Here is a 24,636-nt window from a genome sequence, read left to right as displayed (position 1 = left end):
TGTTAGTTTATAAAAATTTATCTTATTTTTTTTAATCAAATTTTAATCAAATTATTATTTTCTCAACCAAATATTTAAATACTCCTTCTTGTTATTTTGTAAGATATGCATTATGTTAAATCTAATCTATGTCATGTTCTGGATCTTTCTTGTATTGGTTGTTGTGGTAGTAAGTTTAGTTCTAAATCAACTGTTGCTAAAGGTATTCAATCAAATACGTTAGAGTTCAAACGAGTTGTTAATGATCCTCTAGATTTAGAATCACTTAAGTCTTTTCGTGATAGGCATCCTAAAAAGAAATTGCATGAGAGTGGTATTTGTCGTAATCTAGTTTATAATCCTAATAGTGATCGTATTTTTTGTCCGATTCATCCTGAGCAGTGTGGTGTGGATCACAGGCATGGAGATCTTAGAACTGGTCATTGCGATATTTTGCACGTATGTAAAGCAGCATTTATGTTTGAGTTGTGGCATGATGAAAAAAAGAAAGAATTTATTAAGTTTTTACGTAAGAAAAGAAGTAAGGGATTAAGTTGGTATGAATTTTCACAAAAAATGGATGATGATTCATTACTTTACGAATTCGAAGGAATTTAATTTATGGGTTTTACTGTTTTCAATATTTACTGTTTTCAATATTAAAAATAAACTATTTAAATCCTCCAATGAAATTAAAAAAAGAGACTAAGTCTGAAAATATAAGTTCAGATGTGAAAGAAAAAAAGAAAAGTGTTGCAGGTAGTTTAATCTCGCTTGATTCTGTTTCAAAAAGTTTTGATACGACTGTTGTTTTGAACAATTTATCGCTGGAAATTAAATCTGGTGAAATCATTGGATTAATTGGTCGTAGTGGGTGTGGTAAAAGTACTTTTTTAAAAATTTTAATTGGTTTTTATGGTGCAAACTCAGGTACTATTTCCTATAATGGGGAAAATATCACTGGAAAACTTAAAGTGTTAAGAAGTTTAGTTGGATATACGACTCAGGAGAATAGTTTTTACAACAAATTAACAATTTATGAAAATATGAAATATTATGCTAGATTGTATGGGTTCCGTCCAGAGGATAAAAAACTTAAAAATCATATTCATGATATTTTAGAAAGCGTGGGACTTCTCACTCAAAAAAATAAACTTGCAGGAAAAATTTCAGGAGGGATGAAAAGGCGTCTTGATTTTGCAATTTCACTCGTTCATGATCCTGATATTTTAATTCTTGACGAACCAACAACTGGTCTTGATCCTGTTTTAGTAAAAAACTTTTGGAATATTGTAAAAAATATTAATAAGAGGGGCAAAACAGTTATTGTTATTACTCATTTATTTGGTGAGATTAAAGATCATTGTGATCGTTTTGCTATTATGAATAAGGGTGCATTCAATTTAGTGATGGCGGTTAAAGATTTCAAGAAAAAATTTCCGCATCAATCTTTTGGAGATGTTTTTGAGAAATATACAGAATAAGCAATAAATTATGAAAAACTAATACTTTGATAAAAAAAGTTAATATAAAAATAATCAAAAAAAGCATTAAAAATAAAATGAGACTAATTCAAACTATAATTTCCGAAATTGGAAAAAATTTCAAGATTATCTTTCGTAGTTGGACATCTCTTTTTTTATTAATTATTGGTCCTTTATTATTGATCCTTCTTCTTGGTTGGGCGTATAGTGGGACGACGTTACATGATGTCAGATTTGGTGTTGTTTCAAATGAATTTAACGAATTAGGTTTTATACTAAATGATTTTTATCAATTTGGGCAAGTTTATCATTATGCCTCTGAAGATCATTGTGAATATGATTTAAGATTAGAGCGAGTACACGTTTGTCTTATTTTTAGTGAGAATTTTGTAGGATATTCTGATTCTGGACAGCCAATTCCATCAGGGAGTGTTGTGTTTAAATTGGATAATTCTAGAAAAAAATCTTCAGGATTAATTTTAAGTGCACTTGAAACTGGTTTTGGTATTGCCGCTGATGAAGTGAGTGTAAAAAGCACAGAAGCATTATTATCTAATGTTCAACAAATGATTGTTTTTATTGGAGAGAAAAGGCAAGATATTGACAAAGTTGAAAATGAAGCATTAGATATTAGGAGCGCACTTGTTGAGCGCAAACAAACTTTAGTTAATTTTCGTACTGATTTTTTACCTAAATATGATCAGTTAAAGTTATTGCAACAAAAAATAAATTCAGAGTCCCAATTTGAAAATAATATTAATTCAGGTGTGACTTCTATTGATGATGCAAGATCATTTGTATCTAATGTGAATGGTTTGATTGATTCTACTGTATCTGATTTGTATTTGTTATCTTCTCAAATTAATAGTCAAACTTATTATGTTTTCTCAGGATATGATTCTTTAGGCAGTCCAATTTATACTCCTAACTATATCGATGCCACGCCCATAAATTCTATTATTTATCAATTAAATTCGCTTAAGCCAGAATTATCATCTCTCAATCAAGAGTTATATTCTTTAAGATCTCAATTGTTGATGACTAAAACTGATTATTATGCTCTTCAAAATCAGTTTAATACTATTATGGCTGATGTTGAATTTGTCAAAACTCTTTTGGATTTAGAAATTGATAATACTCAAAAATATATAGGGAAAATTGATGTAGGTCTTCAAAATTTAAGAAAGATCTCGTCTAAACTCGATAAAGATTTAACTTCTTTTTCAGGCATTAGTCCTGATGCTGCGCAGAGTTTAGTAAATCCAATTACTTATTCATTTGAAGAAACTCTGGATGCAAAAAACATTGCAATTATTTTTTCTACTCTTCTTGTTGGAGTTATTATTTTTATCTCGATGTTATTTTCAAATATTGTTACATTATCCGAAATTAATTCTAGAGCTTTTTTTAGGAGTTTAATTACTCCTGTTAGGCCATTTTTATTTACCTTTGGTTTAATTTTTACAAATGTTGTGATTGTTTTATTTCAAGTGAGTGTTTTATTGTTAGTGGCGCAGTTTAGTTTTGGCGTTAATGTGTTTGGTAATTTAGGCACGGTTTTTATTATAGCATTTTCGTTAATTGTAGTATTTGTTTTTTTTGGTATGACTATTGCATATTTATTTCCAAATCAACAAACTTCAATTTTGATTACTACTCTTTTAGCTTTAGCTTATTTTTTATTTAGTAATGCTATTGCGCCACTTGAGATTATGCCTTTGGCAGCATCTTCTTTGGCAGCGCTAAATCCTATGGTTATTGGAGAAAGCATGTTTCGTAAAGTTTTTTTGTTTGGATTCGGATATGATTATTTAGGTGCTCAATTATTTCAGATGTTATTATATATTATTTTGGGATTTATTGTTTTATCAATAACTATTAGAGTTTATAAACGTAGAATTTAAACTGTATGATTCTTCTATATTAGTTTTTAAGCGCGCAAAACATTTAAATATGAACTTTTATTCTGTGTTCAAGAATTGTGTTGCTTTTTAAAAAGGGCAACAAATCTAAAAAGGTGATATCGATGACAAAATTAAATATGAATTATATTTTGATCGCATTATTAATTATTCTAGCTATAGTTTCTATTTTTGATGCAGTGAGTATTTCTGGACTAAATTCTAAAGTTAATTCAGTTCTAAATCCTGTGCCTCCAAATATTGGGGCAACTGAACCTATTGTAACTGCTCAAAACTCAGCTCAAGTTCCTGCGCAACCTGTAGCTCAACCTGTGGCTCAACCAGTAGGAAATCAATAAATATAATTAATACAAAAAAACTTAAACTATATATTAACAAAAAAATAGTAATCAAAAATTAAAGGTGATTTTATGTCTGAAAAAAAGTCAAATACTAAACATAAGAAATCAGTCCCTAAGTCTGCACATAAGGGTGCAAAGTCTGATCATAGTTCTCATAAAGCAAAACATAGTGCTCATGCACACAATCATAAAGCTCATTCACATAAATCTAGTAAATCGTCTAAAAACTTGATTAATGTTGTTAGAGGACTTATGGTATTATTATTAGTTCTTGCTTTGTATAATTCATTTTCAATTTTTCAATTAAGCAAATCTATTGGGCCAGTTTTGGAAATGTCTAAAACTGTAAGTGCGCCTGCAAAAATTTCTCTAACGGTAATTAATCCTGTTGGGTGTGATTCTTGTTTTGATATTGGATCAACTGTTGCAGTAACTAAATCTAAAATTGAAGTGGTAGAAGAAACTCAACTTAATTTTGGATCTGCTAAAGCTACTGAATTAATTAGCCAATATGGTATTGAGAAACTTCCAACAATTATTGCGACTGGAGAAGTAGAAAAAGCTAAGTTATTTCAGTTTAAAAAATCAGGTGATGCGCTTATTTTTAATAAGCATAAAATGCCTTACGCAGATGCGCTAACTGGAAACTCTGTTGGCGATGTAACAGTTACTTATATTACTGCAGATTCTTGCACTGATTGTTATGATTGGACTCCAGTTATTACAAGTTTAGAAAGTAATGGCGTTTTTGTTTCAAACGTAGTTAAAGTAGATCACTCATCTGTTGAAGGGATGGAATTAGTTAATTCATATGATATTTTAAAAGTTCCAACTTTAATATTTTCATCAGACCTAGGAGTTTATCCTGACATGGTTAGCATGTGGGATTCTATTGGGACTGTTGAATCTGATGGTAATTATGTTTTACGTGAAGTAACTCCTCCTTATTTTGATTTAACTAAAAATTCTGTTGCAGGTTTTGTGGGAGTTACTTTTTTGAATGATAGTTCCTGTTCTACTTGTTATGATGTGATGGTTCATGAAACAATTCTTGGTCAAATGGGACTTGTTTTTGATGATTCATCAGTTGTAGATATTAGTTCCGCTGAGGGAAAAGAGTTGGTGGCAAAATATTCAATCGTTAGTGTTCCGACAGTTTTATTGGACTCTGGTGCTAGTGCTTATTCGGGACTTTCCGATGTTTGGAGTAGTGTTGGAACGGTTGAATCTGATGGAACTTATATTTTCCGTAAGATCGAAGCTATGAATGGAGTGTATAAAGATTTATCAACTGGAGAATTAGTTGGTCCAACAAACTAATTAATTTTTTAAAATGAAATCTATTCTTCATAAAAATTTTTTCAATTCTTTCTTTTTATTATTTTGTTTGAGTGGTTTATTATTAATCACAATTTCATTAAGTGGTTGTTTTCCAAATAATTCAGATCTTGATTCAAGTGTTGCTTTTCCAGATATTGATTTAGTGAATCCAATAAAAAATCAAGATTTTAATAAGTCTCAAAACGCAAAAAATGAGGGTGAGTTTGAAGGGTTATCAAACCAAATTGAGTCGTATAAAAAAACAATAACTAAAGAAAAAACTAAATCCTCTTCATCTCAAACTGCGTCACCATTAAACTCTGCAGGATTTAACATGCTATTTATTGTTGGATTTAATAATTCGTTTCAACCAAATTATGTTGAAGTACCGTTTGGATCTAGTGTTATTATTACTTTTTCAGCTATGGACAAAGGGTATGGTTTTGTTTTACCTGATTTCGGAATTAATGAATTTGTTCGCAAAGAAGAATTTACTAAATTTGAATTTATTGCAGATAAGAAGGGATTATTTGAGTTTATTAATAATGTTCCTTGCAATAATTGTGAATCTATGACTGGGTTTTTAAAAGTTAAATGATTAAATTGCTTAAATACTTGTGTCAAATGGTGCTAATAACTGCATTATATGTGCAAATTAGAAAAGCTTATAAATTATAATTTTTTTTATTTTATTAAACATGGCGACTAAAAAAAAAAGTGGGAAAAAAAGTAGTAAAACCCTTATTAAGAGTTCCAAATCAAATTCTAAATCATCAAAATCTAAGTCTAAATTAACTTCAAAATCAACAAAGTCTAAATCCATTTCTAAAAAATCAAGTTCTAAACCGGTAAAAAAAGGTTTAAATTCTAAAAGCAAGAAAACAAGTAGTAAATCTGCGACTAAGAAAAAACCAATTACATTCAAAAAAGCAGTTAAAGCAAGATCAGTTAAAAAGAATGTTAAAAAAACTGTTAAAGCTCCGGTTAAAAAAGCTGTTAAGGTTGCAGTTAAACAAAAACCTGTTAAAACAATTAAAAAACCAAGAATTGTTTCTAAAACATTTTCTAAAAAATCAATTTCTAAAGAATCTGTTAAGATTTTAGGTGGGTTTGAAAAGACTAAAAAGAAGGGTGTTGTAAATCAACCTGTAAATTTTCATGAATCAATTAAGCGTAGTCCTTATGAGCGACACATGAAAAAAGAAGTTAAGAGTAATTTGATGACTATATTATATTTATCTGTCCTGGGGTTGTTGGTTTCGATTTATTTATCGTATGGATATTTTAGTAAAGGTTTAATAGGATCATTTTCTGATTATATTGATTGTAGTTTTATTTACACGTCAACGTATGGTGATTTTTTAGGAATCCCTACTCCTATTTTAGCAGCTATTTTCTTTTTTGTAATTGCAGTATTTTCAAGAATGCTTGCAGGGTATTACAATTTAAGGCAATTGCATAATTCGCTTAAAAGAAAACATGTTTATTATGCAACTAGTTTAATTAGTGCAATTGGATTGCTATTTGTAATTTATTATGCTATTATTTCATTTGTGGTAATAAAACAAGTGTGTATTTGGTGTTTAGTTATTGATGCTTTAATTATCCTTATTTTCATATTTGCATTATTTAATATGATTCATTATTACAAAATTCGTGATGAAGAAACACATATTCATTTTGCATTAAACAAATAATGTCCGCTCATATCTAAAAATGAGTCATTGATTTTTTTCTTTTATTTTTCTTAAATATTATTAGAACTTTATGTTTGGAAATTATTCTGCTGTTGTTTAATGTAGTAAGTTAAATCATAATAAAAGATAGAAATAATAAAATAAATTTAAAACAAATCTTTTTGACTACAGTGTTTTTTAAATTCCCAAAAAAACCAACATTTATCTCCTCGTTTTTCAAACATGGAGCAGTCTGTACAGACATGCGATTTATGTTCTAATAAATGTAAATCATATTTATCTAGATATTCCATTTTATATAATCAAATTTGAGCTGGTATTTAAATATTTCTTTATATTCTAGTGTGGTAATATCTAATGGGTTTTTAACTTATTTCAGCAAATTTTATAAACTTAAACCTGTTTAATATCTTTATTAGGGGGTACAAAAAATGGTGGATGTTATTGTGTATACAGCTCCAGGTTGTAGTGCTTGTTCTTTATTGAAGAATTTTCTTAAAGAGAACAAGGTTGAATTTAAAGAAGTAAATCTTATGGCTGATCGTAAAAAAGCTCAAGAAATTGTTGCTCGTAGTGGTGCTATGAGTGTTCCTCAGGTAGAACTCGATGGTGAAATTATTGTTGGTTTTAACAAAGAGGCACTTAAAGCAAAACTTGGACTTTAATTATCAAATTTTTTTTATTAACTTAAAAAAGAGGTAACTAAAATGGCAAAGTACAAGATAGTTCATAACAGAGATATGTGCATAGGTTGTGGCATGTGTGCGAAAGTTTGTGATAACTGGGAAATGAAGGATGATGGAAAGTCTTCTGCAAAAAATACTGAGTTAGCTGAACTTGGAACAAATCAAGATGCAGTAGATCAATGTCCTGTTTCATGCATTTCTATTGAAGAGCAATAATTCTTCTAAAAATTAATTATTTTCTTTATTTTTTTGTTTCTTTAATGTTTATTTAATAAATTACAGTCTCAATAAATTTAAATACAACCTGATCTTTTTATTTTTATGATCTGTTTAAGCTTATTTAATCAAGATTAGTATTTAAAACGAGGTTTAAAAGAGTTAAGATGAATATTTTTGTATTTGCTTCATTGTTGCCGAATCATGCAGAGTTTGATCCTGATAAATTACAGAAGGTTAAGCTTAGTGCGTTTGATAGTGGCGTTCTCGAAACTGCAATTTTGCTTAAGCATCAGTTTGAAGGTAGTGTTACTTTAGCAGTTTTTGGTCCTAAGTATGTTGAGCCTGCGATTCGTAAGCTTATTTCAGGGGATATTGATAGTGCAGTGCATTTGCTTGTAGATGATGAAACATTTGAAACTGCGGATGCATTTAGTATTGCGACTGCATTTGGTAATTTTCTTAATGATAAAGAATTTGATTTAGTTTTGTTTGGTAAAAATGATGCTAATTTAATTAATGGGCTTCCTCAAATTACTGCTGAGATGATTAATCTTCCTTGTGTTACTAATTGTAGAAATATTAAAATTGAAGACGATGATGTTACTCTAAATCGTAAATCTGATGTTGGTGTTGAAAAGATTTTAACTTCACTTCCGTGTGTTGTTGAATTTGATCATGAACGAACTGATCTTCCTAAGTCTTCGTTATTGAAACTTTTAAAGGCACAATTTAAGCGTGTTGAAACTGAAGATGCTGCAACTGCTCATCCTAAAGTTGAGTTGGTAAAATTAGAAGATCATCCAGCTCGTAAACAAAAGTTTTTTACTCGTGATGAAATACCTCATTTAGTTAGTATTTTAAAAGATGAAGAAAAGGTTATCTAAAAATGAATGTTTTAGTTTTTGCACAATCTGAAAAAGGAAAAATTAAGAAGGGTTCTTTAGAATCGATTTCTGCTGGTCGAAATATTGCTAATGATATGAAGGGAAATTTAATTTTAGTACTTTTTGAAAAAATTAATAATGCTGAGGCTCTTGGAGGACTTGGTGCTGATAAAGTTTATTTAATTCATGCAGATTATAATGTTGAGCAATATTCAAATATTCTTGCAAATCTTGTTAGTAAAGAAAAAGCTCACACAGTAATTATTGGTTCAACTATTTTAGGTAATGATCTTGCGGCAAGAGTTGCAGCAAAAACTGGTGCAGGTTTATTATTTGATTGTCGTCATGTGACTGCTGAAAAGGGAGTTTTAGAAGTTAAAAAAAGTTTTGAGTCTCATCTTGCAACGTTACAATTCAAATCATTAATTCAAGTTATTACTCTTTTGCCAAATACTCAACCAGTAAAAATTTTTAAGAGGAGAAAGTGTGCTGTTGAAAATGTTGAGAGCATGGGTTCAGTTTTGAAAACTGTAGTAAAAGAAGTAAATCGAGAAGCTCAAAATAAATTAAAAAATGCAGAAATTGTTGTTTGTGGTGGTTACGGAGTTAAAGAAAAAGGTAATTTTAAGATGATTGAATTACTTGCAGAAAAACTTGGCGGTACCGTCGGTGCAACTCATACTGCAGTTGAAGCGGGTTTTGCAGATAAAGAAAAACAAGTGGGTAAAAGAGGTCGTCAAATTAATCCTTTGCTGTATATTGGTTGTGGAATTTCTGGTTCTAAAGATCATTTGAAAGGTATTCAAAATAGTAAAATTATTGTGGCATTTAATCATGTAAAAGATGCGCCTATTTGCAAACACGCGGATTATTGTATTGTTGATGATATGTGGCGTGCTCTTCCGTCGTTCATTAATGAAATTGATAGAGTAAAAAGATAAATTTCTTGTTTATTGTTATTATGATGGGTCTTTTTTTTATGTTTTAGTAGATCAGAAGAATAACTTTTATAAATCTGAATAAATAGCTATTGATATATGAAATTAATAACTTTATCTGCTGAACAAATTATGACTACTAATGATTTTCCAGTTCATAATGAACATATTCTAAAAATCTATTTTAAGATTGCAAAAACTAATCCTGAGTTATTACCTCCAACTCCAGTTATTCCAATATCGTTAGGACTTCCGTTATTAAGTGAAGATAATGAGTTTGCGATTAATCATAATGTGTCTCTAAAAAAGTTTTTCAAAGATAATCCTAAGGTAAAATATATTATGTGTGATGGGAGTCATAAAACAACTGCATTAACGTTAACTCATAATTTAATCAATGCGATGTTAATTGAAAATGATTCGGATATTAAACTGTTTAAACAAAAAGAAATTACTGGTGAAATTTTTAGTTTCGCGTGTTCTGAGAATTCAATTAAGGAAATGTTGGATGATCAAGCAAAACATTTTTCTGAAGCTGAATTTTTTCAAACAGTAAAATCCAAAACTGATAGGATGGTTGATGCAAAAATTATTCCTCAATACATGATTGATTTTTATTCTAAATAACTTCTACTAAAAAATAACACAAAATATTTATAAACAATCGCAGTCTTTATACTTATAAAGAGGTGTTTGTTATTCCTAAAACTAAAATTGTTTGCACGATTGGTCCGGGTACCGAGTCATTAAAACAAATTAAGAAGCTAGTGCAAGCAGGAATGAGTATTGCTCGAATTAATTTTTCTCATGGTAATTACGATCAATACGCAGGAATGATTAAACATATTAAATCTGCATCACGCAGTGTTGGAATTTTATTAGATACTAAAGGGCCTGAAGTTAGAACTGGTCTAATTCACGATAATGTTCATCTTAGTGTTGGTCAATTGTTTACTCTTACTACTCGAAAAATTGTTGGTAATTCGAGTGTTGTTCATGTAACGTACGCACCTCTTCCAAAACAAATGAAACGGGGAGATCCTATTTTGATTGATGATGGGCTAATTGAACTTCGTGTTGAAAAAGTGAAGGGCAAAGATGTTATTTGCAGAGTTATTAGTTCTGGTGATTTGGGTAATCAAAAAAGTGTGACTCTTCCAAAAAAGAAAATTAAACTTCAAAGTATTACAAAAAAAGATGAGCAGGATATTCGTTTTGGTCTTCGTCATGGAATTGATTTTATTGCGGCATCTTTTACTAGGAGTGGAAGGGATATTTTAGAAATTAAAAAAATTGCAAAATCTCATCCTCACGTAAAAGTTATTGCAAAAATTGAGTGTCAGGAAGCCGTAAATAATTTTTATGATATTTTGAGTGTTGCAGATGGAGTCATGGTTGCAAGAGGAGACTTAGGCGTTGAACTTCCGTTAGAAGATGTTCCACTTATTCAAAAATTTATTATTGAGCAATGTAATTTGGCGGGAAAGCCAGTTATTACTGCAACTCAAATGTTAGAAACTATGGTGTATAACAAGCGTCCAACAAGAGCTGAAACGAGCGATGTTGCAAATGCTATTCTCGACGGTACTGATGCAGTAATGCTGAGTGAAGAAACTGCAATTGGTAAATATCCTTTTCAAGCAGTTAAGTTTATGCGAAAGATTGCAGAAAAAATTGAGCCAAAAATTTTAGGAAAACATAAACATACTATCATAAAATCTGATGATGCAATTGCTAAGGCAGTTTTTGATATTGCAAAAGTAACTAAAATTAAAAAAGTTATTGTGTGTACTTATAGTGGGTTTAGTGCTGAACTTGTTTCTAAGTATCGTCCGGATGTAGATATTATTGCGGTAACTCCCGTTTCCGAAACTGTGAGGCAACTAAGTCTTGTTTGGGGTGCAGAACCTGTTCTTTTATCGCCTGCAATGGAGCATAGAATTCATTCTACTGGGGATTTAATTAAGTTTGCAGTTAAAGAGGCGTATAAAAATAAGTTTGTAAAAAAAGATGAAAAAGTTTTAATTACGGCAGCTCATCCATTAAATATTCGTAAACGAACTAATCTTTTAGAAATTCATGAAGTTAGAGAATTATTGAAATAATTTTGTGTTTTGTTAGAATTAATTTATTTTCCTTCTATGCATATATAAACTTCAGGTTGTGTCTTAAATGCGCTCCATAAAGCAGTGCTTAAATCATCTTCGTTTATTCCTTCAATATTTTGTGGTTGTAATAGTAAAGTGTATTTGGATTTTTGGGGTTCGCGTTCTTTTGTTTTAAGTTCATATTGGCATCCGTCACAACTGCACCCAACATAGCCTCGAGATAAATTCACGTCTGAGGGTAATTCAGTTATTGGAAGATTCTTTTTTTTCGCTTGGTATGATAATTGTCGTGGTCCTTTTGTTTTTTCGAGTTCCATTAATTCTTCTTTGGTTATTAATCTGTCTGGTAAAACTAAAGAACCATATTCTGTTGTGCTGTAAGTGTAATAATCACCTAAATCATCATAATCTGGAGTCATAATTACTATTGGTTTATTGGGGGAATATCCTTGCAAAATCATGGGTGCTATTAAATCAACTTGAAAATATCCTGAGCCAGTACTGTAATTATCTCGAAATAAATTTGCAGCTGCAGCTTCTTCTGGAGTAAAAAAGTGATCTGATGGTTTTCTTATGTGATATTCTATTTCAAATTCTCCTGTTGGTGTTTGAATTTGAAATTTTTGTATTTTGAGTTCTGGTTTTTTTTCAGTTTCAGATTTAAAATCAAGTGCTCCTTCAGTTTTTAATAATTCTAATTGTTGTTTCATTTGCTCAGGCATTAAGTCATCAATTTCTGTATAAACTGCACGTAAACCAACTGCGTTTCCACTAACTTGATTCATTAAATGGAACATAAGTATTGGTGTGATATCATCTCCGCCTCCGGGATATAACATCGAAACCGGAGTGTTTCCACTTGCATTAATTGAGTTAAGAATTTGATTGTAATCTAGTTGTGCGGCGCCGGGTGCTGATCTTACTTTTAAATTTGTGTCTGGCCAATTATTAAATTCTCTTTGAAAAATTTGTTCGAGTTTACTTTCTTGGCCGATATGAGTATCTAATTGTTTTAATTGATGTTTGTGTGTTAGTATTGCAATTCTTCTTGATAGCTCTTGGTCTGCTATTTGTTCTGAATTTGGATCTGTTCGCATGCCTGAGCAATTAATTCCGTTCGCGCCTGCAATTGCTACTAGGGTGCCATTCCTTATTAGTTTTAGAAAGTTTCGTCTATCCATGGATCTCAATTATTATTAGTTTTGAGTTTATTTATAAGTATTGCCATTAGTCACCACTATTTAGTAACTAAAAAACCGAAAAACTTATAAATAGTAGTTCAATTTTCTAATCAATAACTTATATTTTAAGCTAATAAAAATTAATTATTTTGCGAGGCATAGAAAAAAATGGCAGATGATAAAACACCAGATCAACCTTTAGAAGACAAAATTATTCCTTATAATGCAAGAGGAGTTGGAGCGTCATACGATGCAGCAGTAGTTGAACTTGATAAAGATAAAGCGGCATTTACTGAACGTTTCGGTGTTGACCTTGGAGATTATGTTGCGCGAGAAGTTGGAGTTTATCTTCATAAGGGTGCGACTGTGGGTAAAACAAATCTTAATGCGAGAGGGGATACTTACGATGCAGCAATTGCTAGTGCAGTTTCTGAATTTGGAATTGATCCTGCGGCATTTAATCAAACTGTTGAAGTTTGGGAACATTATCATATTAAAGGTGCTGAGGCTGAGCAAGTTGAAGAAAAACAAGCAGAGGCGGCAGCTAAATCTGATAAAACTCCTACTGCAGGTAGAGCTTCACCTGGTATGGGAACAGAATATATGTTATAATTTTTTTCTATTATTTTTTTTATTAATTTTTTTTATTAATGAATTTTTAAACTTTATTTAATAATAATTTAGTGTTGAGACTGAATCATAATTATTTTGTTTTAAAAATAAATCATAATTATTTTGTTGAGGAAAAACCCATTTGAAAAATGAGTAGACAAGAAACCCTAGATGAACTTCTAACAAAAACAGAAGCCTGGATTGCTGACAAAATGAAAACTGGTAGAAGGCACACTAAAAAAGTTGCAGCTCGTGGATTATATGATTGGCACAGGATTAAATATGGGTTTGAACAAAATTTTAAAGATGGTATTTTTTCTCCATTTCCTCATGAGATCGAAGGAAAAACTTCTTGTTTTCCGGGAGCTGTAATGTTATATTTTGCAGCAAAACATGCGAAACTAGATCCTAGGTTTTTTATTGCAAGAGATTTAGAAGTTGGGCCTGGAGATATTAGTGATGTTGGAATTAGTGGTGATTCAGATCATGCTTTTATTGACGTGGATGTAGGAAATAAAAGAAGAGTAATTATAGACCCTATGTATGCAACTTATGGTCCTGTAACTTATGATCTTGAAAAAAAACTTATCACCATTCAAGATAATGAACTCACTTTACATACTAAAAGAGTTGTTGGTAATTTAGAAGAAATTGATGAACCTGATCTTTTAAGAAGGTTGATGGTTTTAAGAACTCCAAAAGGATCTCTAAAAACATTGTCTGCACGTCAAAGAGTTTCTGATAAATCATTAGGTAAAAGAAGGTTTGGTTTAATGTATGAGTATGGATTTCAGGATAATTCGTTAACAGTTATGGCAAATTTGGAATTGCCAGTTATTGCAAATCATGGTATTGAAAAAAAGTTTTTTTTAACAAATGAGGGAAGCCCTTTTCGATATGATTTAACTTTTTTTACTTATGGTGAAACATCTGGGTGGTCATATAAACAAAAAGCTAAGTTTGGAACTTTTAAATCCCCAATTGCCCAACCAATTCTTGATTTAATTAGAGATGTTTTGTTTGATAAAGATAAAACTCAATCAAGACATAGAAAAATATTAACGTCTGATGCAATTGATCATTTAGCACAAAGAGGATTATCTTCGGAGGGTTTAGATTTATCTTTACTTCCAGCAGGTATTGATCCTGTGGCAGCACAAAAAGCAGTTGATGCATTTGGTGAGGTTGTTGAAGAACAATATTTAAACTTTATTTCGAGTCCAGAAGATTTTGAAGTTTTAAGAAGGAGTCTTATGGTGCGAGTTTTATATTCTCAACATAGAAAAAACGCAGTGGCAGATGGTAGTGATCATGGGGGATTTATTTCTTCTCAAGAGGAACGAGATAAAATTATGATTGATAAATTAGAAAAAGTTTATTCTGAACAGTCTTTACCTGATGTTGAAGTTTGGAAAAATTTTATTTTTTCTCGTGCAAGAATTCCTGGTTATTCTATTACTGCAGTACAATTTAAAAATAAATCTCAAAAAAGAAGATCTGCGGAGAACAAAGTTCTTGTGCTTCCTGTTTGGAGAAGACATTTGAAAAGAGAATATGATGAAATTCTTGATTTAGTTTGTTTTAATGGCTCGCTTGGTAAGGCTAGTGATTGCGAGTTAAGAGCACAACTGTCGCAATCTGACGGAAACATTAAGTCTGCATATAAACAAATGGTATTTCGTTATATGACTTACGCTTATCAGGGAAGAACTGCTTTGCATAATAATACTTTGTTAGCAAGAGCGGGAGAAAAAGTTAAACAATATTTCCAGCACCAAAGATTTGTTGAAAAATTAGATCAGTTAGAAATTGAAGGTGCGGAGGGATCACAAGAATATGTGCCTCTTGCAAGAAGACTTATTGAAAAAGCATTATATGATCCATCTAAAACCACTGTTGCATTTAATCTGTTTGAAAGACAACTTGCTAAAGATATTGCATCACATGAAGCGGATGAACTTGCCAAAACTGCTGTTTAAAATTTTTTAATTATTTTAATTCTTAATTTATTTTAAACTAGCTATAAATTTCATGTGGGTCTGAATGAAAATCTGAATCTTTTCCCCAATATCTTTTTCCTTGTCCCATGTGTATTCCGACGAGATCGGCGATATTTCCAATTACGTGTATTTCAGCATAGTCGTCAAGTTCTTCTAAAAATCTATCTGTAGTAGCACTATTCATTCTAGCATATGCGCTATTCTTAACTGCAATCACTACTAATTTATTTCCTGCCATAACAAGATTTTTACATTCCTCTGCGGCAGCATCTTGATTACTTAATAGTCCGTCAGTTGTTAAAATGGCAACAAATGGGTGTGTGCTTTCTTCATATAATTGTCTTATTTTGGCAGGATTAAGTGTTGTTCCTCCATTTTGAAAACGTAACAGTTCTTGCCAAATAACATTCATATTTTGATATGGTTGCCAGCCAGAAAAATATGTTCTTCCTGAAAAATTTAGGACTGCAAAGTTCATTTCGTATGCTAAATCATTAATTTCTGCATATTTTATTACTGATGCGCAGCCTCTTAATAATAAATCATAAGGGCCAGTTCCTGCAAGTAAATTCGCTTTCATTGTTCCTGAACTATCATTGATGAATGCGAGATCGGGAAATCCTCCTGCTTCAATAATTAATGGTTCTTTTATTACTTCAGGAAATGTTTTTTGTCTTAGTTGAATTTTTCGACCTTGGGGAGTTGAATGAATTGAAGTTCTGTGCCAAGCAATTCTTTTCACTTGAAAATTATCTGGTGTAACTGGTTCGGTTGTTAAGTATGCAATTGGAGTTACTGTTCCTTCTCTTTCTTCACGTAAAAATTCCATCACTATTTTTTCAGCTCTTTGCCCATACACTTCTTTCATAAAAGTTAATTGTGTTGCATAATTAATTGGATGTCCTTTTTCAATTCCAATCCCTGCCATTGTTTGAATTTCATTTTGATTTAGCATTTGAACAAGATCTGGCATTTCTTTTGGATCTTTTGTTCCATCTGCACCTGCGAGATCTGGAGTTTCATCATTTTCTCCAGGTCCACCAACTTCTCCTCTTCCGTCAGGATTTTTAGCTTTGGTTAAATCTGGTTTGGAATTTTTCCCTTTACCTTGCATGGCTTTTTTTAGTTTATCCATTAAATCTCTAGCTTTAGCCCTTAGATTTTTCCCTTTGCCTGCTTTTTCGGGTTTATTTTTGGGAGTTTCGGTTGGCGGATCTTGTCCGGTATCTCCTTGACCTGGTGCATCGTTGGGATTTTTACTTGGATCTTGATCTCTATCTCCTGGTTGTCCTTGACTTGGTTGACCTTCACCTTCTTGTGGTTTTCCTTGACTTGGTTGTCCTTCACCTTCTTGTGGTTGTCCTTGTCCTGGTGCATCTTCTTGTGGTTGTCCTTGTTGTGGTTTTTGTAATGGGTTTCCATCATAATCAAATGGGAATATTGATTGAGAAATTTGGCTTCCTTGATTGCCTGCTGATTCCTGCATTGCTTGTTCTTGTTCTTTAACAAACAATTTACCTAATTTTTTGGTGTATTCATAAGCTAGTGCATACCAATTTCCTGGTCGTCTATTTCCAAGATATGTTGCAATTTTTTTGTGATCTCGTCGAGTAAGTTTATAATCTAATGCTTTTTGTGCTAATTTTTTATCTCCAACTAATAATTCAACTACTTCTTGGATTGTTTGTCCGAGCTGATCGTATTCAGGGGGATAATATTGTTGTTGTAAATTTCTAACAATTTCAAACTGTCTGCATAAATGATTTTCAAGTTCTGCCATTGCAGTTGAGGTTTTAGTTATTGGTTGAAATCCTGCTTGTTCTTCAGGAGCAGACTCATACGCCATGTAAAATTCTAATAGTCTGCTAAGGCCCAATCCTTTCCTATAGTCGCTACCTCTTTTTGGTTGGGCTGATTTAACTACGTTATCAACTAAATCTTCAAAACTATTGATGAAATATTTTAGTGATAGAATAAATTGATTCCGAGTTTTTAGATCGCGAGATTGCATGGATCCCATTCGCAAGTCAGTTAATGCTTTGCTACATCCTGCAAGTACATCTTCAAACGGGTATGCATCAAATGGGCAAACACTCCAATGTCCTTCTTCATGTTCTAAAACAAATTGTGTAAAACTTTTTAGGGGTGTTGGAAAAACTCGCTCTAAATAAAATTTTGAAACAGTTTGTTCTAGATAGAGTTTTAGTTCGGGATCATATGCAAATGTAATGTCCCAAGTAGGTCCAATTTCTGCATGAAATTTATGTGGGATTCCGGGAGATTCGATAATATCTAAACCACTGTGAATTCTCCAAGTCGGAGAAGAAATAACTTCAGCAACTATTTGGTCTAATTCTGTTCGCATTTTTTATAGTTATAAGTTGTAGATAATAATTAAAAATATTTTTTTAAAACCTTAGAACGTTTCGAATCATTTCAGGTGAAGGTCGTGGATTGTTTTTCTCTGCGGTATCTTGAGTGTATGCTTCAAATGAACGTCCTAACCAAACATCTTGAGCACCTAATTCGTTTAAAGTTGCATGATCTGCATCTGACAGGGGTGCGCCACTTCCTAATTTTGCGGCTAGTTCTGGATTGCCTGCATGAAATCCTGTTGTTCGAGTATATGCTTCGTTTGCAAGTGCTTGGATTGCATACCATCTTCCGCCTTGATATTGTCTTTGCACCCAAGGTTGACTTAGTGGTAATTTGGATCTTGAAACAAATGGAAAAACAGTTTGAATGTCTGTTGGTTCAACTTGTAGATTTTCTAGTTGTGCGGCCATAAATCTTTTCACAACTTCAGTTGGACTTGTATTGGTATCAATTCCTGAAGCTTCAGCTATTTTTTTTAAAGTTCCATGAACTGAATAATTTTGCGCTGCAGCTCTCATGCTTGTAGCAGATTGTTGTCTTGTTATTTCTAAATGTTTTGCAACAACTTCTGCAGTTCGAAGTATTCTAATGAGGCTGTGTGCTTTTGCAATTTTCATAAGTTTTATTGAGTTTCCATCGCCTAAATTATAAACGTTAGGACACATTTGCTGAGGGTATGTTGCGAGATAATGGCATCCTTGAAGTGGAGTTCCGCCAGCATCGGTTTTAGGTGTTCCGTCGAGATTTTGTGGTTTAATTTTTGAACACATACTTTTTTGAAAATTAATTCCTTTTTTATCGTCACTTAATGAGTGTGGGCAGTACCCTGTTGATTGTAAAAATAATCTCATGTGTTCTGCTTCTGGAGAAATTGGTATGTCATCTATTGAGTGGAGTAAGTCAAGTATCGTTTCTAAATGTCCATCTCCATTAGTTATTATTAAATCTCCACTTCTTTCTTCTGCCATTCTTTTTTTATCGACCATTCTTGTTTGAAATACGTCGAATGGAATTTCAATTGGTTGTCGACGTTTCATTGCTCGATCGATTGGTGAAGTTCCATGAAAGTCATCATCTCCTTCATTGTATGCTAGAATATGCAATTGGTATCGTAACATTGCTTCTGCGCGTTGATATTCATGGCCTGCATGAACACGGTCTCCATTTTCCAGTGCAAAATCTTTTTCTAGAATGTGTAATAGTTTTGTTATGAGTTTTGCTGGTGCCCTATTTAGTTCGTCCCAAATAAGGCCTGGAAATTTCACAAATGGTTTTGCAAAAAATAATTCTGCTGAAGTTTGTCCATCTGTGATTGCACCATAATTTTGACCGCTATATGTTAGACTTCCAAAGTCAGAATCTATGTCTGTTTTATGCCATGCTTTTTCTTCTTCGCCCATCAAAGCAGTTAATAAAATTTTGGCATAGTCTGTTTTTCCGCGATCAGTATCTCCAGTTAAACATAGTGGTGATTCGGTTATTGCTGCAATTATTCCCCAATCAAATAGTGTTGCATTTGCGGTTTCACCGATGTCTGTTCTATTAACAACTATGTTTGTTCTAGAAACTGGCTGTGTGTGAAAATATCCTGCTCCAACTCGGTTTATTGTTTCAGAGAGCATAAGGACATCTGTTACTAATTTTTGAGCATCCATATTGTGTTGAACAAACTGCACTTATTTTATAAGTTTTATTACTCTGGAGAAGTCCTTTTAAATGAGCGTATATAACTTTTTTAGTTAGTTGTTTGTAATTAGTTCTTTTTGAGCACTCTTAGCGTTTGTGGTGCGCAGTTATCAAAATTTAATATCATTGATATCTTTAATATCAGTTAAGGCCAAATAGTAGCTTCAATCAAAATTAAATAAAGTACTCACTAGAAAGTGATACTCTTTTTAGGTTATTTTTTCAATTATTATTTAATTTTGTGTTGAGGTATTATTATGAAAAAAACTAATTTTTATGGGTTGGGTAAACAAGTTTTACTTGCTGGCTTGGCTGCATTAGTTATTGCTTTATCAGGTGGTGCAAATGCAAAAGAGTTGCAAAATATTTCTTCAAAAAAAGTAATAAAAGCTAATTATTGTTTGACTCAAATAGAAAATAATTCTGCAGTTAATGAGTGTCAACAAGTTATGAGGTCATATAATCTTGGGCCTGGTGCAGATATTCAAATTAAAAAACTTGATGATTTATTTTCTAAGTTAGGATATAATTCTAAAGATATGATTGAGGTTTATGATAAAATTGCATCAGTTAGTGAAGATAAAAAAACACTTCATGCTAAAGCGATAAATTTAATGTATAACTTGGCAAATTCTAAATTATCAAAACCTGAGTCAAAATCTAAAACAAAACTCAGTTCAAAATCTAATCTTGAAACAACTTGCAATGGTTCTGATATTTATTCTAGTAACAGAATTTCTAAAAAATTATGTTTTCAAAAAGTTTCATGTTCTGGAAAAAAAATTAAAGCTGATTTATTTATCAAAAACGGTTATTTGCATGTTACGGGTTTTTCATTGCCTTATTTGGTGGCGTCTGATGCTATGGCTGATGCAAAACTTGATGCAGAGTTTGGTATTTCTGAATTAACTGGTTCAAATTTAGTTTCGCATGTGTTAGTTGAACGTCAAGAACTTTGTAAAATCAAAAGTCAAACAGGAGATACTTTGTATGTAGTTCATGCGCAAGGTAAGGTGGATCTTAGTAAATTAAATTCATCTCAAGTTGGGGCAATAAAATCTAATTTGAATAAATACGAATGATTTTTTTATTTTTTTTTAGTAATTTTTTTTTAATTAATTTAAGGTGATAATATGAATGGTGGTAATAAAATAGATCAAACAAATATTCTTGGGGTGCTAGTTGAGTACTTAAAAATTCCAAAAAATTATTCGTTATTAGAACGTCATGTTAAAAAAGAGGGGGAAAAATTTGCAGAGTTTTTATTAGGAGAACCTGAGTTTAAAGATGTTTGTGCTGAGTCTGCAAAAAAAGTTATGGCATCAATTAACGAAGTACTTGATACTGGTGTTGATTTTGTGGATCATTTATTTGCTGAGTCTCAAGACTACGTAAGAATTAGTAGGTCATTTTTAGATTTATTTCCTTTAGGTGCTCAGAATAGTTTGTATAAATTTTGTTTAGATATTAAACGTCCTGAGATTTTTGAAAGTTATGTTGATTCATTTAATAAAAGTTGTGTGGGTCAATTGGCAAATCTTGCACGAGTTGTGGAAGCTGCAATAAAAATTGGTAGTTTTGATAACATTCCTGCAGAAATAGTTTTAGAGTCGCCAACATTATATGATTATGCATGTAAATTTCATGCTAAAACTAAATCAAGAGTTATTCTAATTAGGGATATGGATTTATTGCACTTAGATCGAGCAGAGTATTTTACGACTCATTTAAACGCGATGGTTGTGGCAGTTGATCAAGAACAGATTGATTACAGTTTGATTGTTCCAAATTTTTCAAATGATCGAAGAAAACAAGCTAAATTGGCATATTCTAACAAACGTTTGGATGAATTATATTCTGTTGATGAGCAATGATTATAAAAATATTTTTTTTAAATTTTAAAATTTTTTATTAATAAATTTAAGGTGATAATTATGTCAGAATTAGAAGATGCAAGAAAAAAGTTGGAATCATTAGTGATTGGAGATCCTGTGCTTATTTTGCAAGCATATGATGTAAAAAAAACTGCTGCAATAAGGCGAATAAGTAATTACTCAGATTTTATTTCACGTTGTTTTGCAGGTTATCAATTATCTTTTTTGTTAGATGCAGAAAAAGAATATGTTGGGCACAGAGGGGATGAATTATATTCTGTTGATGAGCAATGATTATAAAAATAATTTTTTCAAATTTTAAAATTTTTTATTAATAAATTTAAGGTGATAATTATGTCAGAATTAGAAGATGCAAGAAAGAATTTAGAATTTTTAGTAACGGAAGATAATGCACTTATTGTGCAAGCATATGATGTAAAAAAAACTGCTGCAATAAGGCAAATAGGTGATTATTCTGAGTTTGTTTCAGGAATTTTTATGAATTCTAATTTGACGGTTGATGCATTCAAAAATAAATATGAGTTTTTATTGGATTTTTGCGAAACTGCAGTTGAAGATATTACTGATCAAGTAGGTGCATTAAAATATTGGCCAGGGGCGGGAGATAATTTTAGTCTGGGAGAATTTTTAATGGAAATAAAACCTCCTCAAGTGTTAATTGATTATGTTGCTGCATTTACGAGTGTGGTTAGTTCTGCTTTAAGTGATTATGTTGCAGTTTTTAAGGCAACAAATGAAGTTGCATCAGAAAATGATGTTGAGCCAATTGATGTGTTTAGATCTAATCAACTTTATGCTAAGATGTGTGGTGTGATTAATAAAGATGATTTGGGTATTGAACAAATTAGTCAGTACTTAATTTCGACAGACAAAGCAAAAAGATTAGTTGAAGGAATAAATTTGATTCATGCTGCATCGCCAATAAGTGTTGGCTCAAGAGAAATTAAAGAAGTTTATTTTGATTTATTAAATAGTTAATTTATTTGAAATTAGTTTAACAATTGATAGTTTAATAATTAATGATTTGATATTTGACATTTGTTATGATTGGTAATTTAAAATGATAGAAGAAAGAATTAAAAGTTTTAGTGAGGCATATTATTTACATCCGTTAGATAAAATTCCATCAGAAGAATTAGAATCTGTTTTAACAAAGAGCGATTATTCAAAATTAGAGTTAGATAATGATCGTAAAATATTCACAAAAGAAACCGGGCTTGTGGTGAAAGTTTTAACAAATTTTAGTTTGGCAAGATCAACTCCTGGAAATTTAATTAAAGGGTATTCTTTTAAAGTACATTCAACGTCAACTCAAAAGAATTTTTTAAATTTTTGTGAGCGTGCAATGGAATGGAAAGAATTTCCTAAATATTCTGCAAAAATTATGGCTGGAGCAGGAGGAGTTATGTTTGGGAGTGTGCCTTTATTATCTGCATATTTGACGTCTTTAAGTGTAACTGGTGCTACGTTAGGTGCTGCAGGAATTATGGCTTTGGCAGGAGTTATGTTTGGTAGTTTACCGTTTAGTGCTAATCGTAGTGGTAAACGTTATTTGAACGGACAATTTAATTATCATTCAAATAGTGCTGCAGAAGGAAAACCGGCCATATATCGCGCATTAATATATGATTTGGTGCGGGCAAAAATCATTCAAGATCCAGATGTGATTATTACTTGGTCTAAAAATATTTTTTAATTATTATTGTAGTTAATCATTCAAATAACTGGCTAAATCAGATTTAATTGACATTTAACTCAGTTCCCCTCAGTTTTATTTTATTTTTTTTATTAAATTCTTTCCAAAAATTATATATAATATGATTTAATCTATTGGATTATATGAAGCTTGCAGAGTATGAGGGTAAAAAGCTTTTTGAAAAGCATGGAATTCCTGTACCTAGAGGAGTTGTTCTAACTGAGTTTGATATGCAAGAATTAGGACCCAAACTTAGATTTATTCGTTCTGAAAATATTATTATTAAATCTCAAATTCTTACGGGTGGAAGATTTAAAGCTGGAGCAGTTAAGTTCGCAACAAAAACAACTGCAAGGGAAGTTATTAACACATTATTAGGTAAATCATTTAAAGGTTGCAAAGTTAAAAAAGTTTTAGTTGAAAGAAAACTTAATATTTTAAAAGAACATTATCTTGCAATCACTATTGATCGTTCAAAAAAATGTTTTGTTCTTATTTTTAGTAAAGAGGGTGGTGTTGATATTGAAATACTTGCAAAAACTCAGCCTGAAAAAATTTGTAAAATTTATTTTGATGAGTTTGATCCTAATGCGTTAGAAAAAGCTTGTAAGTATGATGAGTGTAAAGAAATTCTTCATATCGCAAAACAATTATTCTTAGTTATTAAAGAAAATGATGCAACACTTGCAGAAATTAATCCGTTAGTTTATTCGGATGAAGGGTGGTTTGCTGCAGATTCTAAAGTTGTTATTGATGATAATTCTTTGTATCGGCAAGAAGAGTTTCAAAAACAATCTGAAAGTAGTTTGAGCGAAATTGAAAAGACTGCAAAAGAGTATAAAATTAATTATGTTGAATTAGATGGTGATATTGCAGTTATTGGTAATGGTGCAGGACTCGTTATGGCAACACTCGATGTTCTTAATCATTTTGATCTTAAACCTGCGAACTTTTTAGACATTGGTGGTGGTGCGGATGTACGAAAAGTTGGTTTGTGTTTGAATTTGGCATTAGAACATAAAAATTTAAAAGCATTATTCATAAACGTCTTTGGCGGAATAACTCATTGTGATGATGTTGCTAATGGTATTATTGATTATGTTAAAGCTAATAAAATTTCAATTCCTATTGTTACAAGAATGATTGGCACTAATGATGAGTTGGCTAAACAAATCTTGCATAAACATAATTTTGTTGTGGTGGATTCCATGGAAGAAGGAGTTAAAAAAATTAAAGAGTTGATATCATGAAATTTTTAGATTCTAAAACTGGGGAAGTCAAATCTAGAGTTTGGTTTTTTTGGGGCGCATTATACATTTTTTTATTAAGTATTTTTTTATTTGGTGGTGCAAATAAATTAACTTTTATTTCAAAAATAATTATTATTGTTTTAATTTCATTAATGTCTGCTAAATTTAGTTTTAGTAAAGACTTGCCGGTTATTGCAACTATCTTAACAATTTTCACTGCAATTTTTGTTGCGTTTGTTTTAGAAACTAGCGGTCAATTTTGGGGTTTTTTAGTATTGTATTTGGTTGCGTATTATTTATTGCGCGAAGCATTTAAGAGGGGACTGATTGATTTTTGGAGTGATTAATTTAACTCAATTAAT

26 protein-coding genes are annotated in these 24,636 nt (G+C 31.3%); 22 read left to right on the top strand and 4 right to left on the bottom strand.

Going from position 1 to position 24,636, the window contains the following annotated elements; translation table 11 throughout:
* Positions 1 to 105 precede the first annotated feature (105 nt).
* The 7 genes from HN587_02325 (at position 106) to HN587_02295 (ending at position 6,743) form a co-directional block, all read left to right on the top strand.
* Complete coding sequence (locus tag HN587_02325) at positions 106 to 597, top strand: hypothetical protein (GenBank protein MBT7902669.1); 492 nt, start codon at positions 106 to 108, stop codon at positions 595 to 597.
* A 68-nt stretch (positions 598 to 665) separates the two neighbouring features.
* Positions 666 to 1,463 carry an ABC transporter ATP-binding protein gene (locus HN587_02320; GenBank protein MBT7902668.1) on the top strand — a complete coding sequence of 266 codons (798 nt, stop codon included), beginning with the start codon at positions 666 to 668 and terminating at the stop codon, positions 1,461 to 1,463.
* A 77-nt stretch (positions 1,464 to 1,540) separates the two neighbouring features.
* Positions 1,541 to 3,367, top strand: a complete 1,827-nt coding sequence (locus HN587_02315) for an ABC transporter permease (protein ID MBT7902667.1) — start codon at positions 1,541 to 1,543, stop codon at positions 3,365 to 3,367.
* A 122-nt stretch (positions 3,368 to 3,489) separates the two neighbouring features.
* Complete coding sequence (locus HN587_02310) at positions 3,490 to 3,723, top strand: hypothetical protein (GenBank protein MBT7902666.1); 234 nt, start codon at positions 3,490 to 3,492, stop codon at positions 3,721 to 3,723.
* Positions 3,724 to 3,795: 72 nt separating this feature from the next.
* Complete coding sequence (locus HN587_02305) at positions 3,796 to 5,046, top strand: hypothetical protein (GenBank protein MBT7902665.1); 1,251 nt, start codon at positions 3,796 to 3,798, stop codon at positions 5,044 to 5,046.
* Positions 5,047 to 5,113: 67 nt separating this feature from the next.
* Entirely contained in the window at positions 5,114 to 5,644 is a 531-nt protein-coding gene (locus HN587_02300; GenBank protein ID MBT7902664.1) for a hypothetical protein, read from the top strand.
* 100 nt (positions 5,645 to 5,744) lie between these two features.
* Positions 5,745 to 6,743: a vitamin K epoxide reductase family protein gene (locus HN587_02295; protein ID MBT7902663.1), complete on the top strand. Its 999-nt coding sequence runs from the start codon at positions 5,745 to 5,747 to the stop codon at positions 6,741 to 6,743.
* 146 nt (positions 6,744 to 6,889) lie between these two features.
* Here the strand turns inward: HN587_02295 and HN587_02290 are convergent, their stop codons facing one another.
* The gene (locus HN587_02290) at positions 6,890 to 7,036 is read right to left on the bottom strand and encodes a hypothetical protein (GenBank protein ID MBT7902662.1); all 147 of its coding nucleotides are present in this window, start codon (positions 7,034 to 7,036) and stop codon (positions 6,890 to 6,892) included.
* 138 nt (positions 7,037 to 7,174) lie between these two features.
* Between HN587_02290 and HN587_02285 the strand changes: the two genes are divergently transcribed.
* The 6 genes from HN587_02285 (at position 7,175) to pyk (ending at position 11,575) form a co-directional block, all read left to right on the top strand.
* Positions 7,175 to 7,408: a glutaredoxin family protein gene (locus HN587_02285; GenBank protein MBT7902661.1), complete on the top strand. Its 234-nt coding sequence runs from the start codon at positions 7,175 to 7,177 to the stop codon at positions 7,406 to 7,408.
* A 42-nt stretch (positions 7,409 to 7,450) separates the two neighbouring features.
* Positions 7,451 to 7,645, top strand: coding sequence for a ferredoxin (locus HN587_02280; protein ID MBT7902660.1), 195 nt, complete (start codon positions 7,451 to 7,453; stop codon positions 7,643 to 7,645).
* A gap of 167 nt (positions 7,646 to 7,812) precedes the next feature.
* Complete coding sequence (locus HN587_02275) at positions 7,813 to 8,532, top strand: hypothetical protein (GenBank protein ID MBT7902659.1); 720 nt, start codon at positions 7,813 to 7,815, stop codon at positions 8,530 to 8,532.
* 2 nt (positions 8,533 to 8,534) lie between these two features.
* Entirely contained in the window at positions 8,535 to 9,473 is a 939-nt protein-coding gene (locus tag HN587_02270; protein MBT7902658.1) for an electron transfer flavoprotein subunit alpha/FixB family protein, read from the top strand.
* 96 nt (positions 9,474 to 9,569) lie between these two features.
* A complete protein-coding gene (locus HN587_02265; GenBank protein ID MBT7902657.1) occupies positions 9,570 to 10,097 on the top strand; it encodes a hypothetical protein in 528 nt (175 codons plus the stop codon).
* 62 nt (positions 10,098 to 10,159) lie between these two features.
* The gene (gene pyk, locus HN587_02260) at positions 10,160 to 11,575 is read left to right on the top strand and encodes a pyruvate kinase (GenBank protein MBT7902656.1); all 1,416 of its coding nucleotides are present in this window, start codon (positions 10,160 to 10,162) and stop codon (positions 11,573 to 11,575) included.
* A 23-nt stretch (positions 11,576 to 11,598) separates the two neighbouring features.
* Here the strand turns inward: pyk and HN587_02255 are convergent, their stop codons facing one another.
* Positions 11,599 to 12,759, bottom strand: coding sequence for a hypothetical protein (locus tag HN587_02255; GenBank protein MBT7902655.1), 1,161 nt, complete (start codon positions 12,757 to 12,759; stop codon positions 11,599 to 11,601).
* A 168-nt stretch (positions 12,760 to 12,927) separates the two neighbouring features.
* On the opposite strand from HN587_02255, the gene HN587_02250 reads away from it, so the two are divergent.
* Both HN587_02250 and HN587_02245 read left to right on the top strand, forming a co-directional pair.
* Positions 12,928 to 13,371, top strand: coding sequence for a hypothetical protein (locus tag HN587_02250; protein MBT7902654.1), 444 nt, complete (start codon positions 12,928 to 12,930; stop codon positions 13,369 to 13,371).
* Between the two features lie 149 nt (positions 13,372 to 13,520).
* Positions 13,521 to 15,350 carry a hypothetical protein gene (locus HN587_02245; protein ID MBT7902653.1) on the top strand — a complete coding sequence of 610 codons (1,830 nt, stop codon included), beginning with the start codon at positions 13,521 to 13,523 and terminating at the stop codon, positions 15,348 to 15,350.
* Between the two features lie 37 nt (positions 15,351 to 15,387).
* Here the strand turns inward: HN587_02245 and HN587_02240 are convergent, their stop codons facing one another.
* Entirely contained in the window at positions 15,388 to 17,736 is a 2,349-nt protein-coding gene (locus HN587_02240) for a hypothetical protein (protein MBT7902652.1), read from the bottom strand.
* A gap of 43 nt (positions 17,737 to 17,779) precedes the next feature.
* Positions 17,780 to 19,402 carry a hypothetical protein gene (locus HN587_02235; protein ID MBT7902651.1) on the bottom strand — a complete coding sequence of 541 codons (1,623 nt, stop codon included), beginning with the start codon at positions 19,400 to 19,402 and terminating at the stop codon, positions 17,780 to 17,782.
* 288 nt (positions 19,403 to 19,690) lie between these two features.
* On the opposite strand from HN587_02235, the gene HN587_02230 reads away from it, so the two are divergent.
* The 7 genes from HN587_02230 to HN587_02200 all read left to right on the top strand — a co-directional run bounded on the left by HN587_02230 (position 19,691) and on the right by HN587_02200 (position 24,621).
* Complete coding sequence (locus HN587_02230) at positions 19,691 to 20,515, top strand: hypothetical protein (GenBank protein MBT7902650.1); 825 nt, start codon at positions 19,691 to 19,693, stop codon at positions 20,513 to 20,515.
* A gap of 51 nt (positions 20,516 to 20,566) precedes the next feature.
* On the top strand, positions 20,567 to 21,307 hold the full coding sequence (locus tag HN587_02225; GenBank protein MBT7902649.1) for a hypothetical protein: 741 nt from the start codon (positions 20,567 to 20,569) through the stop codon (positions 21,305 to 21,307).
* Positions 21,308 to 21,367: 60 nt separating this feature from the next.
* Positions 21,368 to 21,601 carry a hypothetical protein gene (locus HN587_02220; protein MBT7902648.1) on the top strand — a complete coding sequence of 78 codons (234 nt, stop codon included), beginning with the start codon at positions 21,368 to 21,370 and terminating at the stop codon, positions 21,599 to 21,601.
* A gap of 60 nt (positions 21,602 to 21,661) precedes the next feature.
* Positions 21,662 to 22,306 carry a hypothetical protein gene (locus HN587_02215; protein MBT7902647.1) on the top strand — a complete coding sequence of 215 codons (645 nt, stop codon included), beginning with the start codon at positions 21,662 to 21,664 and terminating at the stop codon, positions 22,304 to 22,306.
* Between the two features lie 82 nt (positions 22,307 to 22,388).
* Complete coding sequence (locus tag HN587_02210; GenBank protein MBT7902646.1) at positions 22,389 to 23,024, top strand: hypothetical protein; 636 nt, start codon at positions 22,389 to 22,391, stop codon at positions 23,022 to 23,024.
* 143 nt (positions 23,025 to 23,167) lie between these two features.
* On the top strand, positions 23,168 to 24,274 hold the full coding sequence (locus HN587_02205) for a hypothetical protein (GenBank protein ID MBT7902645.1): 1,107 nt from the start codon (positions 23,168 to 23,170) through the stop codon (positions 24,272 to 24,274).
* Entirely contained in the window at positions 24,271 to 24,621 is a 351-nt protein-coding gene (locus HN587_02200) for a hypothetical protein (protein ID MBT7902644.1), read from the top strand. The genes HN587_02205 and HN587_02200 overlap by 4 nt, the downstream gene beginning before the upstream one ends.
* Positions 24,622 to 24,636: the final 15 nt, after the last annotated feature.

The organism is Candidatus Woesearchaeota archaeon, from assembly GCA_018675335.1.
Lineage (GTDB): Archaea > Nanobdellota > Nanobdellia > Woesearchaeales > UBA11576 > JABJCP01.
The sequence above is the reverse complement of the archived record's forward strand: the minus strand, read 5'-3'. Positions and strand labels throughout refer to the sequence as shown.

Bases quoted from the DNA above. Each gene is read 5' to 3' on its own strand.
- HN587_02275 (MBT7902659.1), top strand. From the start codon at position 7,813: ATGAATATTTTTGTATTTGCTTCATTGTTGCCGAATCATGCAGAGTTT.
- HN587_02205 (MBT7902645.1), top strand. From the start codon at position 23,168: ATGAAGCTTGCAGAGTATGAGGGTAAAAAGCTTTTTGAAAAGCATGGA.
- HN587_02285 (MBT7902661.1), top strand. From the start codon at position 7,175: ATGGTGGATGTTATTGTGTATACAGCTCCAGGTTGTAGTGCTTGTTCT.
- HN587_02225 (MBT7902649.1), top strand. From the start codon at position 20,567: ATGAATGGTGGTAATAAAATAGATCAAACAAATATTCTTGGGGTGCTA.
- HN587_02280 (MBT7902660.1), top strand. From the start codon at position 7,451: ATGGCAAAGTACAAGATAGTTCATAACAGAGATATGTGCATAGGTTGT.
- HN587_02250 (MBT7902654.1), top strand. From the start codon at position 12,928: ATGGCAGATGATAAAACACCAGATCAACCTTTAGAAGACAAAATTATT.
- HN587_02270 (MBT7902658.1), top strand. From the start codon at position 8,535: ATGAATGTTTTAGTTTTTGCACAATCTGAAAAAGGAAAAATTAAGAAG.
- HN587_02320 (MBT7902668.1), top strand. From the start codon at position 666: ATGAAATTAAAAAAAGAGACTAAGTCTGAAAATATAAGTTCAGATGTG.
- HN587_02200 (MBT7902644.1), top strand. From the start codon at position 24,271: ATGAAATTTTTAGATTCTAAAACTGGGGAAGTCAAATCTAGAGTTTGG.
- HN587_02245 (MBT7902653.1), top strand. From the start codon at position 13,521: ATGAGTAGACAAGAAACCCTAGATGAACTTCTAACAAAAACAGAAGCC.
- HN587_02265 (MBT7902657.1), top strand. From the start codon at position 9,570: ATGAAATTAATAACTTTATCTGCTGAACAAATTATGACTACTAATGAT.
- HN587_02305 (MBT7902665.1), top strand. From the start codon at position 3,796: ATGTCTGAAAAAAAGTCAAATACTAAACATAAGAAATCAGTCCCTAAG.
- HN587_02235 (MBT7902651.1), bottom strand. From the start codon at position 19,402: ATGGATGCTCAAAAATTAGTAACAGATGTCCTTATGCTCTCTGAAACA.
- HN587_02215 (MBT7902647.1), top strand. From the start codon at position 21,662: ATGTCAGAATTAGAAGATGCAAGAAAGAATTTAGAATTTTTAGTAACG.
- HN587_02290 (MBT7902662.1), bottom strand. From the start codon at position 7,036: ATGGAATATCTAGATAAATATGATTTACATTTATTAGAACATAAATCG.
- HN587_02255 (MBT7902655.1), bottom strand. From the start codon at position 12,759: ATGGATAGACGAAACTTTCTAAAACTAATAAGGAATGGCACCCTAGTA.
- HN587_02315 (MBT7902667.1), top strand. From the start codon at position 1,541: ATGAGACTAATTCAAACTATAATTTCCGAAATTGGAAAAAATTTCAAG.
- HN587_02230 (MBT7902650.1), top strand. From the start codon at position 19,691: ATGAAAAAAACTAATTTTTATGGGTTGGGTAAACAAGTTTTACTTGCT.
- HN587_02240 (MBT7902652.1), bottom strand. From the start codon at position 17,736: ATGCGAACAGAATTAGACCAAATAGTTGCTGAAGTTATTTCTTCTCCG.
- HN587_02325 (MBT7902669.1), top strand. From the start codon at position 106: ATGCATTATGTTAAATCTAATCTATGTCATGTTCTGGATCTTTCTTGT.
- HN587_02310 (MBT7902666.1), top strand. From the start codon at position 3,490: ATGACAAAATTAAATATGAATTATATTTTGATCGCATTATTAATTATT.
- HN587_02220 (MBT7902648.1), top strand. From the start codon at position 21,368: ATGTCAGAATTAGAAGATGCAAGAAAAAAGTTGGAATCATTAGTGATT.
- HN587_02210 (MBT7902646.1), top strand. From the start codon at position 22,389: ATGATAGAAGAAAGAATTAAAAGTTTTAGTGAGGCATATTATTTACAT.
- HN587_02295 (MBT7902663.1), top strand. From the start codon at position 5,745: ATGGCGACTAAAAAAAAAAGTGGGAAAAAAAGTAGTAAAACCCTTATT.